Source organism: Klebsiella sp. 141162, from assembly GCF_050600755.1.
GTDB lineage: Bacteria > Pseudomonadota > Gammaproteobacteria > Enterobacterales > Enterobacteriaceae > Klebsiella > Klebsiella aerogenes.
Window position 1 is genome coordinate 23,379 of sequence record NZ_JAQIRI010000015.1, and the last position, 18,042, is coordinate 41,420.

The following is an 18,042-nucleotide window of genomic DNA, read 5'->3' on the forward strand; positions in this document are numbered from 1 at the left end:
GGCGGTAAACAGGCGGGCTGAAGGATGAGGCGTAACAGGCTGACAAGGAGAGATGCGTTGAGGCGATGGCCCGGGATATTACTGCTCACCGTGGCAACCGTGGTGGTGATTGTTGCGCTGCTGGTGAGCGGCCTGCGTCTGGCATTGCCGCAGCTAAATAACTGGCGTCCCCAACTGCTGGAGAAAATTACCGCGGTATCCGGGGTGGCGGTCGATGCCTCGCAGATCAACGCCAACTGGGAAAACTTCGGCCCGACGCTGGACGTTCGCGATATTAAAGCCACCTTGAAAGACGGTGGCGAAATGACGATCAAACGGGTTACCCTTGCGCTCGACGTCTGGCAAAGCCTGCTACATATGCGCTGGCAGTTCCGCGACCTGACCTTCTGGCAGCTGCAAATCCACACCAATACCCCCATCCAGACCAACGACGACGGCGCCAGCCTGAAGACCGACCGCATCAGCGATCTGTTCCTGCGTCAGTTTGACCACTTTATTCTCCGCGATAGCCATTTGAGCTTCCTGACGATTTCCGGTCAGCGCGCGGAGCTGGCGATCCCGCAGCTTACCTGGCTTAACGGTAAAAACCGCCACCGCGCCGAGGGGCAACTGAGCCTTTCAAGTCTCACCGGCCAGCACGGCGTCATGCAGGTGCGGATGGATTTACGTGACGAGAACGGCCTGCTCAATAAGGGGCGTCTCTGGTTACAGGCCGACGACATCGACGTTAAGCCCTGGCTCGGGCGCTGGATGCAGGACAACATCGCCCTGCAGAGCGCGCGCTTTAGTCTCGAAGGCTGGATGACCATCGATAAAGGCGATGTCGCCAGCGGCGATGTGTGGCTGAAAAAAGGCGGCGCCAGCTGGCAGGGTGACAAGCATCTGCATCAGCTGTCGGTGGATAACCTGACGGCGCATATTACACGCGAAAATCAAAGCTGGGCATTTCATATCCCCGACACGCGGATCTCGATAGACGGTAAAGCCTGGCCGCGCGGCGCGCTGGCGATGGCGTGGATCCCGGCGCAGGAAGTGGGTGGTAATAACAATCAGCGTAGCGATGAGCTGCGCATCCGCGCCAGCAATCTCGAGCTTGGCGGCTTGACCGGTCTGCAGCCGATGGCCGATAAGCTGGCGCCGAGCTTTGGCGAAGTGTGGCGAACTACCCAGCCGAGCGGCAAAATCAACCTGTTGGCATTGGATATCCCGCTGCAGGCAACGGAAAAGACCCGTTTCCAGGCCGACTGGAGCGATCTGGCGTGGAAGCAGTGGAAGCTGCTGCCGGGGGCCGAGCGCTTTTCCGGCAGCCTGAGCGGCAGCGTTGAAAACGGCGAACTGCGCGCGCATATGACCCAGGCGAAAATGCCCTATGAAACGGTCTTTCGCGCGCCGCTGGAGATAGCCCAGGGCGATGCGACTCTGAGCTGGGAGAAGAACAGCAAGGGCTTTATGTTGGATGGCCGCGATATCGATGTACAGGCTACCGGCGTTCGCGCGCGCGGCGGCTTCCGCTATCTGCAGCCGGAAGGCGATGAGCCGTGGTTAGGCATCCTGGCGGGTATCAGTACCAACGATGGCGGCCAGGCGTGGCGTTATTTCCCGGAAAACCTGATGGGCAAAGCGCTGGTGGATTACCTGAGCGGCGCAATTAAGGGTGGCCAGGCCAGCAATGCCACCCTGGTTTACGGCGGCAACCCGCATCTGTTCCCTTATGAGCATAACGAAGGCCAATTCCAGGTCTCGGTACCGCTGAAGAATGCAACCTTCGCCTTCCAGCCGGACTGGCCGGCGTTGACCGGCCTGGATATCAATCTTAACTTCGTTAATAACGGCCTATGGATGAAAGCGGATAAAGCGATGCTGGGCAACGTCACCGCCAGCAACCTTGACGCGGTGATCCCCGACTATTCCCATGAAAAACTGTTTATTGATGCCGATGTTAACGGACCGGGCAAAGAGGTCGGCCCTTATTTCAAACAGACCCCGCTGAAGGATTCGCTCGGCTCGGCGCTGGATGAACTGCAGCTGGATGGTAATGTGAGCGCTCGCTTACATCTTGCTATCCCGCTCGATGGCGAAATGACCACCGCCAAAGGCGATGTGCGGCTGAAAAATAACGATCTGTTTATCAAGCCGATTGACGCGACGCTGAAGAACCTCAATGGTCAGTTCAGCTTTGAGAACGGAGATTTAAAAAGCGGGCCGCTAAGCGCGACCTGGTTTAATCAACCGCTGAACCTCAATTTCACCACTACTGAAGGGGCGAAAGCCTTCCTCGTTGACGTCGGCATGAACGCTAACTGGCAGCCGACGCGTACCGGCCTGCTGCCGAAAGCGGTCAATGATGAACTCAGCGGCAGCGTCCCCTGGGATGGCAAAGTGGCCATTGAGTTACCGTATCGCGGTAGCGCGAGCTACAAAGTCGATATCAACGGCGATCTGAAAAATGTGAGTAGTCACTTACCTGCGCCGGTGAATAAATCGGCGGGCGAACCGTTGCCGGTGAAAATCAACGTGACCGGTGGCTTAAACAGCTTCGACCTGACCGGCAATATCGGCAGCAAGAACCACGTCAATAGCCGCTGGTTACTGAATAATAAGCTGACGCTCGATCGGGCGATTCTGACCTCCGACAGCAAAGCGATTCCTTCGCTGCCTGAAGCATCAGGCGTCGAGCTGAACATGCCGGCGATGGATGGCGCGCAATGGCTGGCGTTGTTCCAGCGGGGGGCCGTCAACGAAGTGAGCAGTAATATGGCTTTCCCTGAGCGCGTGACGCTTCGTACACCGTCGCTGGCGTTCGCCGGGCAGAACTGGAATAACGTCAGTCTGGTCTCCCAGCCTGACGGTAGCGGCTCGAAGGTGGAGGCGCAGGGGCGCGAAATCAACGCTACGTTGACGATGCATAAGAACGCGCCCTGGCTGGCGGCTATTCGCTATCTCTATTACAACCCTTCCAGCGATAACAACGGCACGGCGAAAAAAGAGAGCGGCCCGCTGGCTGATACCCGTCTGGATTTCCGCGGCTGGCCTGATTTACAGCTGCGCTGTAAAGAGTGCTGGCTGTGGGGGCAAAAATATGGGCGAATCGACGGTGACTTCGATATCAAGGGCGATACGCTCACCCTCAGTAATGGCCTGGTGGATACCGGCTTTGGCCGACTCACTACCGATGGCGTCTGGGTGAATGCGCCCGGCGGCGTGCGTACCTCGCTGAAAGGCAAGCTGCACGGTAATAAAACGGATGACTTCGTGAACTTCTTTGGCGTTTCGACGCCGGTAAAAGGCTCGTCGTTTGATGTCGATTACGATCTGCACTGGCGCGCGCCGCCATGGCAGCCTGATGTCGCTTCGCTGAACGGGATCCTCAAAAGCCGCCTCGGCAAAGGCGAGTTTACTGACCTGAGCACCGGTCATGCCGGTCAGCTGTTACGGCTATTGAGCGTTGACGCGCTGCTGCGTAAGCTACGCTTCGATTTCAGCGACACCTTCCAGGAAGGCTTCTGGTTTGATTCGATTCGCAGTACGGCATGGATTAAAGACGGCGTATTGAATACGGATGATACGCTGGTGGATGGCCTTGAAGCCGACATCGCGATGAAAGGTTCGGTCGATCTGGTGCGCCGTCGTTTAGATTTACAAGCGGTGGTGGCGCCGGAAATATCGGCGACCGTGGGCGTAGCGGCGGCATTCGCCGTCAACCCGATCGTCGGCGCGGCGGTTTTTGCCGCCAGCAAGGTGCTTGGGCCGCTGTGGAACAAAGTGTCGATTCTGCGCTATCGCATTACGGGTCCAATCGATCAGCCGGAAATCAACGAAGTGCTGCGCCAGGCTCGCAGCAACAAAAAGCAATGATTTGACGAGTACGGGGAATTATCGCACTCTCAATAGAGGGCATTTTCTCCCCGTCATCTTTTTCGCCGCATGGCATTCCCCTGTGTCAGGCGGCAACAAACGAGTAGCGTAACGATGAGTTTGAACCTGGTAAGTGAACAATTACTGTCGGCAAATGGCCTGAATCATCAGGACCTGTTTGCCATTCTTGGCCAACTGGCTGAGCGCCGTCTCGATTACGGCGATCTTTATTTTCAGTCGAGCTATCACGAATCCTGGGTTCTGGAAGACAGCATCATTAAAGATGGGTCGTACAATATTGACCAGGGCGTAGGCGTCCGGGCGGTAAGCGGCGAGAAAACTGGTTTTGCCTATGCGGACCAAATCAGCAAACTGGCGCTTGAGCAGAGCGCGCAGGCGGCGCGTACTATCGTCCGCGACCATGGCGACGGCAAAGTGCAGACGCTCGGCGCGGTGGAGTACAGCTCTCTCTATACCAGCGTCGATCCGCTGCAGAGCATGAGCCGCGAAGAGAAACTGGATATTCTGCGCCGCGTCGATAAGGTGGCGCGTGCCGCCGATAAGCGCGTGCAGGAAGTTTCCGCCAGCCTGAGCGGCGTCTACGAGCTTATCCTGGTAGCGGCAACGGACGGGACGCTGGCCGCTGATGTCCGTCCGCTGGTTCGTCTCTCCGTGAGCGTGCTGGTGGAGGAAGACGGCAAACGCGAGCGCGGCGCCAGCGGCGGCGGAGGACGGTTTGGCTATGATTATTTCCTCGCGCCGCTGGATGGCGACGTACGGGCGGATGTCTGGGCGCGTGAAGCGGTACGTATGGCATTAGTCAATCTGTCCGCGGTTGCCGCGCCAGCCGGTATGCTGCCGGTGGTGCTTGGCGCGGGCTGGCCTGGCGTGCTGCTGCATGAAGCCGTCGGCCACGGCCTGGAAGGTGACTTTAACCGTCGCGGCACCTCGGTCTTCAGCGGTCACATGGGCGAATTAGTCGCCTCTGAACTGTGCACCGTCGTGGATGACGGCACCATGGCCGATCGCCGTGGTTCGGTCGCGATTGATGACGAAGGTACGCCGGGTCAATACAACGTGCTTATCGAAAACGGCGTCCTGAAAGGTTATATGCAGGATAAGCTCAACGCGCGTCTGATGGGCGTCGCGCCGACCGGTAATGGTCGCCGCGAATCTTATGCGCATCTGCCGATGCCGCGGATGACCAACACCTATATGCTGGCAGGGAAGTCGACGCCGCAGGAGATTATCGAATCGGTCGATTACGGTATCTATGCGCCGAACTTTGGCGGCGGTCAGGTGGACATTACCTCCGGTAAATTTGTCTTCTCGACCTCGGAAGCCTATCTGATTGAAAAAGGCAAAGTGACCAAGGCAGTCAAAGGCGCGACGCTAATCGGTTCCGGTATCGAAGCGATGCAGCAGATTTCCATGGTCGGTAACGACCTGAAGCTGGATAGCGGCGTTGGCGTGTGCGGTAAAGAAGGGCAGAGCGTGCCGGTCGGCGTCGGCCAGCCGACGCTGAAAGTCGACAACCTTACCGTTGGCGGCACCGCCTGATAACGGCTGGTCCCGGCGGCGCGAAGCCGCTGCCGGGATGTCAGTTAACGGGTCATCCCGCGCCCGTGCATTCCCTGATAGATCTTCGCCACCTCGACAAAATAATCCGTCAGATAGTTAATACATACCTGCACCTTCAGCGGCAGCTTATCTTTTTCGGTATACAGCGCATAGACCGGTCGCGGATCCGATTGATAGCTCGGCAGCAGGATCTCCAGTTCGCCGCGGTTGATCTCGTCGATCGCCCACATCAGCGGAACGTAGGCCACGCCAACGCCGGCAGTCAGCCAGCGGATCAGCGTCATCGGGTCGTTGGTGACGAAGCGTCCTTGTGGGATCAGGCGCGTTGAGATCCCCTCCGGAGCGATAATTTCGAACTCATTATCTGGCCGTACGCTGTATTCCAGCCACGAGTGGCTGGCAAGATCCGCTGGTTTTTCCGGACATCCCGCGTGCTGAAGATAGCTTTTCGCCGCGCAGAGCACCATTGGCATTGAGCCTAACCGCCGCGAGAAGAGGCTGGAATCCTGCAATGCGCCGACGCGTATCACCACGTCGAGGCCGTCGGCAATCAGGTCCGGCGCGGGAATGCCGGTCACCAGATTAATCGATAAACCCGGATATTCTTTGAGCATTTCGGCGGTTATGCGCGCCAGCACATTCTGTGCCATAGTTGAAGAGCTACCGATGCGCAGCGTGCCGATGGGGGTATTGTTGAAGGCATACAGCTGTTCATGGACGTCCTGCGCTTCAAAGAGCATTCTTCGGCAGCCCTGGTAATAAATTTTACCCGCTTCTGTTAAGCCCAGGCTGCGGGTGCTGCGGTTGAGCAGCTTTACCTGAAGCTCGTCTTCCAGTTTAGCAACGGTCTGGCTGATAGATGAAACGCTCATCTGGAGCTGGCGTGCGGCGGCGGTGAAAGAGCCCAGCTCAACCACTTTGGCGAACACCGACATGCGTTTTAGTCGTTCCATTATTCACTCTGGCTTAAAAGTGATTTAGATCACATATTATAGATAAGGCTGCAATTGTTACGTTAATATATAGTTAGCTACATAATAAACGCATCACGCTACCACCTGTACGCTTCTTATCAAGGTCATCATGAGTCTGTTTCCTGTCATAGTGATTTTCGGCCTATCGTTTCCGCCGATCTTCTTTGAGCTGCTATTGTCGCTAGCCATCTTCTGGCTGGTGCACCGTTTGCTGGTTCCGACCGGTATTTATGATTTTGTCTGGCACCCTGCACTGTTTAATACTGCGCTGTATTGCTGTCTGTTTTATCTGATATCGCGCTTGTTCGTTTGAGGTCGATGTGAAAACACTAACAAGAAATATCCTGCGTACTGCCATCACTGTGATACTGGTTATTCTGGCGTTTATCGCTATTTTTCGCGCATGGGTGTACTACACCGCGTCGCCGTGGACGCGCGATGCGCGCTTTAGCGCCGATATCGTCGCCATCGCGCCGGACGTGTCGGGGCTCATTTCGCAAGTGAATGTCAAGGATAACCAACTGGTTAAGAAAGACCAGGTATTGTTCGTTATTGACCAACCTCGTTACCAAAAAGCGCTGGCGGAGGCGGAAGCCGACGTCTCTTATTACCAGACGCTGGCTCAGGAAAAACGCGTTGAAGCCGGGCGCCGTAACAGGCTCGGCGTGCAGGCCATGTCGCGCGAAGAGATTGACCAGGCCAACAACGTACTGCAAACCGTTGAGCATCAGCTGGCGAAAGCGGTGGCCAGCCGCGACTTAGCCAAGCTGGATCTTGAACGTACGGTTATCCGTGCGCCTGCCGATGGCTGGGTGACCAACCTGAACGTCTACTCCGGCGAATTCATCACCCGCGGTTCGACTGCGGTCGCTTTGGTGAAACAAAATACCTTCTACGTGATGGCCTATCTGGAAGAGACCAAGCTGGAAGGCGTGCGTCCAGGCTACCGCGCCGAAATCACCCCGCTCGGCAGTAGTAAGGTGATAAAAGGTACCGTCGACAGCGTTGCCGCGGGCGTAACCAACGCCAGCAGCAGCAGCGATGCGAAAGGCATGGCTTCCGTTGACTCCAACCTTGAGTGGGTACGTCTGGCGCAGCGCGTGCCGGTACGTATCCGTCTTGACCAGCAGCAGGGCAACCTCTGGCCGTCGGGCACCACTGCGACCGTTGTCATCACCGGCAAAGAAGATCGCGACGCCAGCCAGGCCAACTTCTTCCAGAAAGTCGCCATGCGCTTGCGTGAGTTTGGTTAATCGCCATGGGGACCTATACCATTGCTCCCCGGCATCTCCGCTTTGCCATTAAGCTTGCATGCGCGGTGGTGCTGGCGCTGTTCGTCGGCTTTCATTTTCAGCTTGAGACGCCGCGCTGGGCCGTATTGACCGCGGCTATCGTGACCGCCGGTCCGGCATTTGCCGCTGGCGGTGAGCCCTATTCCGGGGCGATTCGCTACCGCGGGATGCTGCGTATTGCCGGGACGTTTATCGGCTGTATTGCCGCGCTGGCGATCATCATCCTCATGATCCGCGCGCCGCTATTGATGATGCTGGTCTGCTGTCTCTGGGCCGGTTTCTGCACCTGGATCTCCTCGCTGGTGAAGGTCGAAAACTCCTACGCCTGGGGGCTGGCGGGTTATACGGCGCTGATTATCATCATCACCATTCATACCGACCCGATGCTGGCGCCGCAGTTTGCCGTCGAGCGCTGCAGCGAAATCGTCATCGGGATCGTCAGCGCCATCGTCGCTGACCTGCTATTTTCTCCGCGTTCTATCAAAAAAGAGATCGACCTCGAACTGGATAACCTGCTGCTGGATCAGTATCGCCTGATGCAGCTTTGTGTCGCCCATGGCGATAGCGAGGTGGTGGATAAAGCCTGGGGAGCGCTGGTGCGTCGTACTGCCGCGCTGGAGGGGATGCGCGGCAACCTGATCATGGAATCTTCGCGCTGGGCGAAGGTAAACCAGCGGCTAAAGGCGATCAACACGCTATCGCTGACGCTGATTACTCAGGCCTGCGAAACCTATCTGATCCAGAACTCTCGCCCGGAGATGGTGACTGACGACTACCGCGAGCTGTTTGCCGAGCCCGTAGAAACCGTACAGGATGTGCATCAACAGCTTAAGCGTATGCGCCGCTTCCTGACCTGGAAAGGTGAACACAATACGCCAGTTACGATTTATAGCTGGGTCGGCGCGGCGACGCGTTACCTGCTGCTGAAGCGCGGCGTGGTCGGCAATACCAAAATCAGCCGTATCGAAGATGAAGTCTTACGCGGCGAAACGGTGGTGAAGGTTGAGTCCGCCGAGCGTCACCACGCGATGGTCAATTTCTGGCGAACTTCTATTTCCTGTATTCTCGGCACCTTGTTCTGGTTGTGGACCGGCTGGACATCCGGTAGCGGGGCGATGGTTATGATTGCCGTGGTGACCGCGCTGGCGATGCGTCTGCCTAACCCGCGGATGGTGGCCTTAGACTTCCTCTATGGCACCCTTGCCGCTCTACCGCTCGGCGCGCTGTTCTTCCTTGTCGTCATGCCTGCGACGCAGCAGAGCATGCTGCTGCTGTGTATCAGCCTTGCCGCGATGGCGTTCTTTATCGGCATTGAGGTACAAAAGCGGCGGTTGGGATCGCTTGGGGCCCTGGCGAGCACCATCAATATTCTGGTGCTGGATAACCCGATGCAGTTCCAGTTTAGCCAGTTCCTCGATAGCGCCCTGGGGCAGATTGTCGGCTGTTTCCTCGCGCTGATGGTGATTCTGTTAGTGCGTGATAACTCGCAGGCCCGCACCGGACGGGTGCTATTGAACCAGTTCGTCTCGGCGGCGGTCTCTTCGCTGACCACGAATAGCGCCCGGCGTAAAGAGAACCATTTGCCGGCGCTGTATCAACAGCTATTTTTACTGCTGAACAAGTTTCCCGGCGATATCGCCCGCTTCCGGCTGGCGCTGACGCTGATTATTGCGCACCAGCGTCTACGCGATGCCCCGGTGCCGGTAAACGAGGATCTGTCGGCCTTCCACCGCCAGCTGCGGCGAACCGCCGATCACGTTATCTCCGCCGGCAGCGATGATAAGCGCCGCCGTTACTTTACCCGTCTGCTGGAAGAGCTTGATGTTTATCAGGAAAAACTCCTTCACTGGCAGGCGTCGCCCCAGGTCACTGAGCCGGTGCGACGGCTGGTCGATATGCTGAAGAAATATCAGCACGTGCTCACCAACAGCTAAGCTGCGAACCGACGCCCCGGCGTCGGTTTTTTTATCGCTATACTTATTTGGTGTAGAGGGACAGAGCTTAAGGGGCGCCGGGCAATGACTATTTATACCTTTGATTTTGATGAAATAGCTGAGCAACAGGATTTCTATCGCGAGTTTTCCCGCGCCTTCGCGCTACCGGATAAGCAGGTGGATAACCTCGACGCGCTGTGGAGCGCGGTGACGGGAGGGCGCTTACCGTTCCCGCTGGAGATTGAATTTGTTCATCTGGATGAAAAACAGCGTCGTCGCTTTGGCGCGTTAATTTTGCTGTTCGATGAAGCGGAAGAGGAGCTGGAAGGACTACTACGTTTCAATGCCCGTTGGGCATAAAAAAGCCCCCGGCAGGGCGGGGGCAAGTCGTCGGATAAGACGACGAGGGTTTATTTGTACAACTCAGCAGTCGCGTGCCAGCTGTCGCCGGTACGAGCTTCAATAATGCGGTAGCTGCTGGCGCCTTCTTTCTCGGCTTTAGCCGCCAGTTCCTGGCGCATATCCATTGGCGCGCTACCTACTTGAGATACAGAGATAGTGCCCATTGGTTGCAGATTTTGTGCTTGATCGGCGTTCACTTGCTGTACGGCTGCGCTTGCGCCGAAAGAGAGAACAGATGCCAGACCCAGGGATGCGATGATAATTGCGCTTTTCATAATCTTTACTCCAACCATTTGTGCAGCGGCGGGAGATTTCGTATGAACCCAGGCCGCTGAAGAGATACTGTTTCAGTTAATGACCGACAATCGTTAAAGCTTATTTATAAAGTTCAGCAGTGGCGTGCCAGTGGTCGCCGGTGCGAGCTTCGATAATGCGATAAGAAGAAGCACCTTCTTCTTGTGCTTTTTTGTTCAGCATTTCGTGCATATCCATCGGGGAAGAACCTACCGCGCCGATAGATACGGTGCCCAGTGACTGGCGGCTTTCCGCTTGAGTGCTGTTGATTGAATCAGCGGCGAAAGCGCCAAAGGACAGTACGGATAGCATGCTGAGTGCGGCTACAGTGGTTTTGATTTTCATGATGTTCACCTCGTCGAATTTTATTATTAGGGGGCTTTGTTTCGTGACCCTCATCACAAAATCAAGTATACACTAATCACCAAAAATATTAATACCATGCTAATTGTTTTCAGTGTAAATAATTTCCAAGAAATGTCGTTTTTATAACGTATAAGAATTAGAAATGTCATTCATGGGGTGAATGTCATGATTATTTATATTTAAATCAAATAGATATTGCGCTTTGATCTTTTGTGCGCTTTAGCCGTTATCATTCGGTAAAGGAATGTATAGAGGTGGAAAACCACACTAAATGTTAAAAAAATGCTGCTTTATTTGAAGGTTTGAGGGGGAGCGTTTTGCGGGGAAGAGCCCTCTGGCGGGAACCAGAGGGGGAGCGCTTAGAGTTCCTGTTCGAACAGGACCAGGATCGCGTCGTAGAGATCTTTAACGGAAAAACCGCGGGCAGGGGTGGTAAAGATAGTGTCATCCCCCGCGATACTACCCAGAATACCTTCGGCTTTACCTAAGGAATCCAGCAGGCGTGCGATCAGCTGCGCCGCGCCGGGGCTGGTGTGAATCACTACCACCGCATCGTTATAATCGATGTCCAGCACCAGGTTTTTCAGCGGGCTGGAGGTCGTCGGCACGCCGAGTTCGGCAGGCAAACAGTAGACCATTTCCATTTTGGCGTTACGCGTGCGAACGGCGCCAAACTTTGTCAGCATGCGGGAAACTTTCGATTGGTTGATGTTCTCGAAACCTTCTTCCTGCAGCGCCTGAACGATTTCGCCTTGCGAGCTGAATTTTTCTTCTTTAAGCAGCGATTTAAACGCTTTAACCAGTTCTTCTTGTTTTGCCGAACTACGCATAAGTCACCCAGATTATGGTGGTAAAAACAACATCATTATGCATACAAGTGCATTTTTATGCAAATAATCCGCAAGGGAATAGCGTAAATAATGTTATGAAAGGCGCATATTTTAGCAAATAACCCTGATGAGGAACATGCCTGCATCACAGCGGGTAAATTGCTGTAAAAGTGAAATAAATGTTATGAAATTGATATTGTTTTGCCGAGCGAGCTGGGTGTATTGTAACCAATAGTCGATCCGGTACTACGGCTTTGCTGGATGGCCAGTCTCAGGAAGAAAAATGCGAATTTGCTGCATCATTGCGCGTACCCCGCATTCTTCAGCCATAATTATTGTAATTGTTCATCTTGTGAATTAAGGTCCAGGCGACGGAATAACGAAAGACTATACCCGTCATACTTCGAGCTGCATGTGCGTTGGCTGCAATCGTTCACCCCAGTCACTTACTTCAGTAAGCTCCTGGGGATTCACGCTCTTGCCGCCTTCCTGCAACTCGAATTATTCAGGGTGTAAATTAACCATAATAAGGAGTTTAGGATGAAAGTTGCAGTCCTCGGCGCCGCTGGTGGCATCGGCCAGGCGCTTGCCCTACTACTTAAGACCCAACTGCCTTCAGGTTCAGAGCTCTCGTTGTACGACATCGCTCCGGTTACGCCGGGCGTGGCGGTAGATCTAAGTCATATTCCCACAGATGTAAAAATCAAAGGTTTCTCCGGTGAAGATGCAACCCCGGCGCTGGAAGGCGCTGATGTGGTGCTGATTTCCGCCGGCGTCGCGCGCAAGCCCGGCATGGATCGTTCCGACTTATTTAATGTTAACGCCGGTATCGTTAAAAATCTGGTGCAGCAGATCGCAAAAACCTGTCCGCAGGCCTGCATCGGTATTATCACCAACCCGGTAAATACCACCGTCGCTATCGCCGCCGAAGTGCTGAAAAAAGCCGGCGTGTACGATAAAAACAAACTGTTTGGCGTCACCACGCTCGACATTATTCGCTCTAATACTTTTGTCGCCGAGCTGAAAGGCAAGTCGGCAACCGAGGTTGAAGTTCCGGTCATTGGCGGCCACTCTGGCGTCACTATCCTGCCTTTACTGTCGCAGATTTCTGGCGTCAGCTTTAGCGAGCAGGAAGTCGCGGATCTCACCAAACGTATTCAAAACGCCGGGACGGAAGTCGTGGAAGCGAAAGCGGGCGGCGGGTCGGCGACGCTGTCGATGGGCCAGGCGGCTGCGCGTTTCGGGCTCTCACTGGTGCGTGCCATGCAGGGTGAAAAAGGCGTGGTTGAATGTGCCTACGTCGAAGGTGACGGCCAGTATGCCCGTTTCTTCTCGCAGCCGCTGCTGCTGGGCAAAAATGGCGTGGAAGAGCGTCAGTCTATCGGTAAACTCAGCGCTTTTGAACAGCAGGCGCTGGAAGGCATGCTGGATACGCTGAAGAAAGATATCGCCCTCGGCGAGGATTTCGTCAACAAGTAACATCTCCTTAGCAGAAAAGCCGGAACCGTCGTTCCGGCTTTTTTATCGCCTCATCTCCCTGCCGAATGCGCCGCCTGGCGGCTAAATCTGCTAAAATCCCCGCGTCTTAAGCCCCACGCAATGAGGACGTTGTGAAAAAGATCGAAAGAAAGCAGACCAGGGACCACATTACGCAAATCATTCGCTATCAAATTCTTTCCGGAGCGATAAAACCGGGAGATGAGCTGGCGCAGGAGAGTATTGCTGAGCAGCTAGGGCTTTCACGTATGCCGGTTAGAGAAGCGTTGCAGTCTCTTGAACAAGAGGGGTTTCTGGTGCGCTTGCCTAACCGTCATATGCAGGTATCAAAGCTGGTGCCCGATGATGTTAGCCATATTTTTCGCGTGATCGCGGTGATGGCTGCCGAATTGTTCACTCTCGTGCCGGCAAACCAGGGGGAATTGCTGCTCGGGCGCGCGCAAGCGCTGGCGCAGCCTGGCGACAAAACTCGCGAACTGGAATTTCATCAGTTGCTGATTTCTTATCTCGATAACCGCTATCTGGCGAAGGCGTATCAGCAATTTTTGGATGGATATATTTCTTATGTCATCCTGTATCTGAAAGACGATAGCCAGGAATCGGCACTGATACTACATGAACTGGCTGGAGCCATTAGCCGCGGCGATGTGGGCAATATTGCTCAGGCAACACAGCGTTATTTCCTCATGCTTGCGGAAATTATGCGTCAACATATGAAGGATTGGGAAAGTGCAGAAGCCTAAATTAGGGAAAATTAAGCTTCTTTCGGCGAAAGAGCAGGTCGCTGCGGTATTACGCAAAGCGATTCTTTCGCGGGATTTAGTGGAAGGGCAGGAGATAACTCTCGAAGGCATTGCCCGGATGGTCGGCGTTTCCAGCATGCCGGTGCGCGAAGCGTTTCAGATTTTAGCCGCCGATGGCCTGATTAAAGTCCGCCCTAATAAAGGCGCGGTGGTGTTGGGGATCAACGAACAGACGATTCGCGAGCATTATGAAATTCGCGCGCTGCTGGAAAGTGAGGCGGTGGCGAAAGCCTCCCGTCCCGGCACGGATATTTCGTCCATTGCCCGGGTACACGATGCGGCGGAAAAAGCGCTGGCCGATAATAACTTCACTGAATATTCCGACCTGAACCAGGCCTTCCATATGGAGATCTGGAACGCCGCGGGCAACGAAAAAATGAAGATGCTGCTCTGTAATATGTGGAACGGACTGTCGATGGGGCACAAGGTCACCGAAGCAGAATACGCCGCTATCTCCATTCGCGAACATAAGGAGATTTTACAGGCACTTGAACAGCATAATGAAGAACTGGCGCGTCAGCGCATGCGCGAGCATATTATTCGCTCAATGGAAAATATGCTCACGCGATACCTTCCCGAAACCTCTGTATAGCGCTAAAGCCTGTTGGTTTTAGTCGTATTCATCAACGCTATTAATCATCTCTTGTGACGATCTGCAGAGGATCTTGATGCAGATCGCACTGCGCGATCTTTGTTTAAAAACGCATTGACTTACTTTTTGCATGGGCATAATTTCTCCCTCGTCAATATTGGATACAATATCATATATCATTGATAGGGATAATTATAAATATGGAACCGATTACCATCACCTTATGTTTGCTGGTGTTCGCTATCGTCATGTTTGTCTGGGAGAAGGTGCCTTTGGCAGTGACTTCCATGGTGGTCTGCGTGGCGTTAGTGCTCACCGGCGTGTTGGATCTAAAACAAGCTTTTGCCGGTTTTATCGACTCCAACGTCATTCTTTTTGTCGCCATGTTTATCGTCGGCGGGGCGTTATTTGAAACCGGGATGGCCAATAAAGTCGGTGGGGTGATCACTCACTTCGCCAAAACCGAAAAACAGCTGATCTTCACCATCATGGTGGTCGTCGGCGTGATGTCGGGTTTTCTTTCCAACACCGGTACGGCGGCGGTATTGATCCCGGTAGTAATTGGCGTCGCGGCGAAATCGGGTTTTGCCCGCTCGCGTCTGCTGATGCCGCTGGTATTTGCCGCCGCGCTCGGCGGCAACCTGTCGCTGATTGGCGCGCCCGGCAACCTGATCGCGCAATCGGCGTTGCAGAATATCGGTAGCGGCTTTGGCTTCTTTGAGTATGCGAAAGTGGGTTTACCGATGCTGCTATGCGGCATCCTCTATTTCCTGACTATCGGCTATAAATTTCTGCCTGCTACCGCTAATAGCGGTGAAGTCGGTAGCGTCGGCGAACAGCGTGATTACAGCCACGTTCCGCGCAGGAAACAGATCCTGTCGCTGGTGGTGCTGATCGCCACGATCCTCGGCATGATTTTTGAGAAACAGACCGGCATTAGCCTGACGGTGGCAGGCTGTATCGGTGCGTTGGTACTGGTGTTTACCGGCGTGCTGACGGAAAAGCAGGCCTATAAGGCGATTGATTCACAGACTATTTTCATTTTTGGCGGCACGCTGGCGCTGGCAAAAGCGCTGGAAATGACCGGTGCTGGCAAGCTGGTTGCCGATCATGTCATCGGCATGCTGGGCCAGAACTCTTCCCCGTTCATGTTGATGGTGGTGGTCTTTGCGCTGTCCGTCATCATGACCAATTTTATGTCCAATACCGCCACCGTCGCGCTACTGGTACCGGTGAGTTTGTCGATCGCGGCCGGAATGGGCGCCGATCCGAAAGCGGTTCTGATGGCGACCGTAATCGGCAGTTCCTGCGCCTACGCGACGCCGATCGGTATGCCCGCCAACATGATGGTGCTATCGGCAGGCGGCTATAAGTTTGTCGATTACGCCAAATCGGGCCTTCCTCTGATTATCGTTTCTACCATTGTCAGCCTCGTACTGCTGCCAATTCTTTTCCCTTTTCACCCGTAATTTACGGACGCTGTTCTGACTAAGGAGCCTTTATGAGCAAAAGCGAACAGATATCCCGAATGACCGATATTATGGCCAAATTCGTGGGATATACCGGCAAAGTATTGCCTGATGACGTCACTGCAAAACTGAAAGAATTGCATAAGAAAGAGACCAGCCAGCTGGCTGACGTCATCTTCACCACCATGATTGAAAACCAGCGTCTGGCGAAGGAGCTGGATCGTCCCTCCTGCCAGGACACCGGCGTCATTCAGTTTTTGGTTGAGTGCGGCGCTAATTTCCCGCTGATTGGCGAGCTGGAAGCGCTGCTGCGCGAATCGGTGATTAAAGCCACCGTGGATTCTCCGCTGCGTCACAACAGCGTTGAGACCTTTGACGAATACAACACCGGTAAAAACGTGGGTAAAGGTACGCCGACGGTATTCTGGGAGATTGTCCCTGATTCTGACCAGTGCAGTATTTACACCTATATGGCCGGCGGCGGCTGCTCGCTGCCGGGTAAAGCGATGGTGCTGATGCCGGGCGCTGGTTACGAAGGCGTAACCCGTTTCGTGCTGGATGTCATGACCAGCTATGGCCTGAACGCCTGTCCGCCGTTGTTGGTTGGCGTTGGCGTCGCGACTTCCGTTGAAACGGCGGCGCTGTTGTCGAAGAAAGCGCTGATGCGTCCGGTGGGATCGCGCAATGAGAATGAACGCGCCGCATCGTTGGAGAAAATGCTCGAAGACGGCATTAATAAAATTGGCCTTGGCCCGCAGGGGATGTCCGGCAATACCTCCGTGATGGGCGTCAATATCGAAAATACCGCACGCCATCCTTCCACCATTGGCGTGGCGGTCAACGTCGGCTGCTGGTCGCACCGCAAAGGACATATCGTTTTCGATAAAGATTTGAATTACACCATTACGTCTCACACAGGAGTGGCTTTCTGATGACTAAAAAAATACTTACTACGCCAATTAAAGATGAAGATTTAGCTGATATTAAAGCGGGCGATATTATTTATCTTAATGGTCATATTGTTACCTGTCGTGATGTTGCTCATCGTCGTTTAATTGAAGGCGGTCGCGAATTGCCGGTCAACGTTGCCGGCGGCGCGATATTACATGCCGGGCCAATTGTGCGGCCGATTAAAGGTACAGAAGATAAATTTGAAATGGTCTCTGTTGGACCAACCACCAGTATGCGTATGGAGAAATTTGAAAAAGAATTTATTGCTAAGACCGGTGTGAAACTCATTGTCGGTAAAGGCGGCATGGGCAAAGGTACCGAAGAAGGCTGCGCCGAACATAAAGCGCTGCACTGCGTATTCCCGGCCGGCTGCGCGGTGGTTGCCGCGGTCTGTGTGGAAGAAATTGAAGACGCCCAGTGGCGTGATTTAGGTATGCCGGAAACCTTATGGGTTTGCCGGGTAAAAGAATTCGGCCCACTTATTGTGTCGATCGATACCCATGGAAATAACCTGTTTGAGCAGAATAAAGTGATATTTAATCAGCGCAAAGAGATTGTCGCTGATGAGATCTGTCAGCACGTAAGTTTTATTAAATAACTCCTGGCTAAATATATTGCGCAGTAGTGGCGAGAATTAAATTCCGCGATAAAGAGGCTTCTGACCATGTGGTCTGGGGAAATCCACTCTGCTATCGCGGGTTCATTACGCCATTATTGCGCCCCTCCAAAGGCTATTTTATGACTGATGCTGCGCTGTTAGGCGAGGGCTTCACCCTGATGTTTCTTGGCATGGGCTTCGTGCTGGCGTTCCTGCTGCTGCTCATTTTCGCCATCCGGGGGATGTCTCTCGCCGTTACCCGTCTGTTCCCTGAGCCGCCTGCCGCGTCCAAAGCGGCGCCGGCCGCCGTCGCGCCCGCCGACGACTTCGCCCGCTTAAAACCGGCGATTGTCGCCGCTATTCACCACCATCGCCGCCTTAATCCTTAATTCACGGAGGAATTCATGACCGTTGCCATTACCGATGTCGTCCTGCGCGACGCCCACCAGTCCCTGTTCGCCACCCGTCTGCGCCTTGACGATATGCTCCCCGTCGCCGCTCAGCTGGATGACGTCGGCTACCGCTCGCTGGAATGCTGGGGCGGCGCCACCTTTGACGCCTGCATCCGCTTCCTCGGCGAGGACCCGTGGGTCCGCCTGCGCGA

Annotated in this window: 17 protein-coding genes and 1 pseudogene; 14 read left to right on the forward strand and 4 right to left on the reverse strand. The window is 54.5% G+C overall.

Annotated features, from left to right (window positions below):
* Positions 1 to 57: 57 nt before the first annotated feature.
* Together yhdP and tldD are read left to right on the forward strand one after the other, a co-directional pair.
* On the forward strand, positions 58 to 3,855 hold the full coding sequence (gene yhdP, locus PGR23_RS23785; RefSeq protein ID WP_396279355.1) for an AsmA2 domain-containing protein YhdP: 3,798 nt from the start codon (positions 58 to 60) through the stop codon (positions 3,853 to 3,855).
* Positions 3,856 to 3,969: 114 nt separating this feature from the next.
* Complete coding sequence (gene tldD, locus PGR23_RS23790) at positions 3,970 to 5,415, forward strand: metalloprotease TldD (protein ID WP_015369467.1); 1,446 nt, start codon at positions 3,970 to 3,972, stop codon at positions 5,413 to 5,415.
* Positions 5,416 to 5,459: 44 nt separating this feature from the next.
* Here tldD and aaeR read toward each other — a convergent pair whose 3' ends face one another.
* Complete coding sequence (gene aaeR / locus PGR23_RS23795; RefSeq protein WP_015703623.1) at positions 5,460 to 6,389, reverse strand: HTH-type transcriptional activator AaeR; 930 nt, start codon at positions 6,387 to 6,389, stop codon at positions 5,460 to 5,462.
* Positions 6,390 to 6,519: 130 nt separating this feature from the next.
* Between aaeR and aaeX the strand changes: the two genes are divergently transcribed.
* From aaeX to PGR23_RS23815, 4 genes are all read left to right on the forward strand, one after another.
* Positions 6,520 to 6,723 (forward strand): p-hydroxybenzoic acid efflux pump operon protein AaeX, encoded by a 204-nt coding sequence (aaeX, locus tag PGR23_RS23800; RefSeq protein WP_002918640.1) that lies wholly within the window; start codon positions 6,520 to 6,522, stop codon positions 6,721 to 6,723.
* Positions 6,724 to 6,730: 7 nt separating this feature from the next.
* Entirely contained in the window at positions 6,731 to 7,663 is a 933-nt protein-coding gene (gene aaeA / locus PGR23_RS23805; RefSeq protein ID WP_045397228.1) for a p-hydroxybenzoic acid efflux pump subunit AaeA, read from the forward strand.
* Between the two features lie 5 nt (positions 7,664 to 7,668).
* Positions 7,669 to 9,636 (forward strand): p-hydroxybenzoic acid efflux pump subunit AaeB, encoded by a 1,968-nt coding sequence (gene aaeB, locus PGR23_RS23810; protein WP_047047143.1) that lies wholly within the window; start codon positions 7,669 to 7,671, stop codon positions 9,634 to 9,636.
* 84 nt (positions 9,637 to 9,720) lie between these two features.
* On the forward strand, positions 9,721 to 9,996 hold the full coding sequence (locus PGR23_RS23815) for a barstar family protein (protein ID WP_045380213.1): 276 nt from the start codon (positions 9,721 to 9,723) through the stop codon (positions 9,994 to 9,996).
* Positions 9,997 to 10,046: 50 nt separating this feature from the next.
* Here the strand turns inward: PGR23_RS23815 and yhcN-B are convergent, their stop codons facing one another.
* From yhcN-B to argR, 3 genes are all read right to left on the reverse strand, one after another.
* Positions 10,047 to 10,313: a DUF1471 family stress response protein YhcN-B gene (gene yhcN-B, locus PGR23_RS23820; protein ID WP_015369472.1), complete on the reverse strand. Its 267-nt coding sequence runs from the start codon at positions 10,311 to 10,313 to the stop codon at positions 10,047 to 10,049.
* A gap of 100 nt (positions 10,314 to 10,413) precedes the next feature.
* Positions 10,414 to 10,677 carry a peroxide/acid stress response protein YhcN gene (gene yhcN, locus PGR23_RS23825; RefSeq protein WP_015369473.1) on the reverse strand — a complete coding sequence of 88 codons (264 nt, stop codon included), beginning with the start codon at positions 10,675 to 10,677 and terminating at the stop codon, positions 10,414 to 10,416.
* 380 nt (positions 10,678 to 11,057) lie between these two features.
* Entirely contained in the window at positions 11,058 to 11,528 is a 471-nt protein-coding gene (gene argR / locus PGR23_RS23830) for a transcriptional regulator ArgR (protein WP_015369474.1), read from the reverse strand.
* Between the two features lie 540 nt (positions 11,529 to 12,068).
* Here argR and mdh point away from each other — a divergent pair.
* The 8 genes and pseudogenes from mdh to PGR23_RS23870 all read left to right on the forward strand — a co-directional run.
* Positions 12,069 to 13,007 (forward strand): malate dehydrogenase, encoded by a 939-nt coding sequence (gene mdh, locus PGR23_RS23835; protein WP_045397222.1) that lies wholly within the window; start codon positions 12,069 to 12,071, stop codon positions 13,005 to 13,007.
* A 131-nt stretch (positions 13,008 to 13,138) separates the two neighbouring features.
* A complete protein-coding gene (locus PGR23_RS23840; RefSeq protein WP_047047146.1) occupies positions 13,139 to 13,768 on the forward strand; it encodes a GntR family transcriptional regulator in 630 nt (209 codons plus the stop codon).
* Entirely contained in the window at positions 13,755 to 14,420 is a 666-nt protein-coding gene (locus PGR23_RS23845; protein WP_045397216.1) for a GntR family transcriptional regulator, read from the forward strand. Before PGR23_RS23840 ends, PGR23_RS23845 begins: the two co-directional genes overlap by 14 nt.
* Positions 14,421 to 14,620: 200 nt before the next feature.
* Positions 14,621 to 15,889 carry an SLC13 family permease gene (locus PGR23_RS23850; protein WP_047047149.1) on the forward strand — a complete coding sequence of 423 codons (1,269 nt, stop codon included), beginning with the start codon at positions 14,621 to 14,623 and terminating at the stop codon, positions 15,887 to 15,889.
* Between the two features lie 32 nt (positions 15,890 to 15,921).
* Positions 15,922 to 16,821, forward strand: coding sequence for a L(+)-tartrate dehydratase subunit alpha (gene ttdA / locus PGR23_RS23855; RefSeq protein ID WP_045397212.1), 900 nt, complete (start codon positions 15,922 to 15,924; stop codon positions 16,819 to 16,821).
* Positions 16,821 to 17,438, forward strand: a complete 618-nt coding sequence (gene ttdB / locus PGR23_RS23860) for a L(+)-tartrate dehydratase subunit beta (RefSeq protein ID WP_015703618.1) — start codon at positions 16,821 to 16,823, stop codon at positions 17,436 to 17,438. The genes ttdA and ttdB overlap by 1 nt, the downstream gene beginning before the upstream one ends.
* 140 nt (positions 17,439 to 17,578) lie before the next feature.
* The gene (locus PGR23_RS23865; RefSeq protein WP_045398376.1) at positions 17,579 to 17,827 is read left to right on the forward strand and encodes an oxaloacetate decarboxylase subunit gamma; all 249 of its coding nucleotides are present in this window, start codon (positions 17,579 to 17,581) and stop codon (positions 17,825 to 17,827) included.
* A 15-nt stretch (positions 17,828 to 17,842) separates the two neighbouring features.
* Positions 17,843 to 18,042 (forward strand): annotated as a pseudogene (locus PGR23_RS23870) (hypothetical protein); the annotation flags it as partial.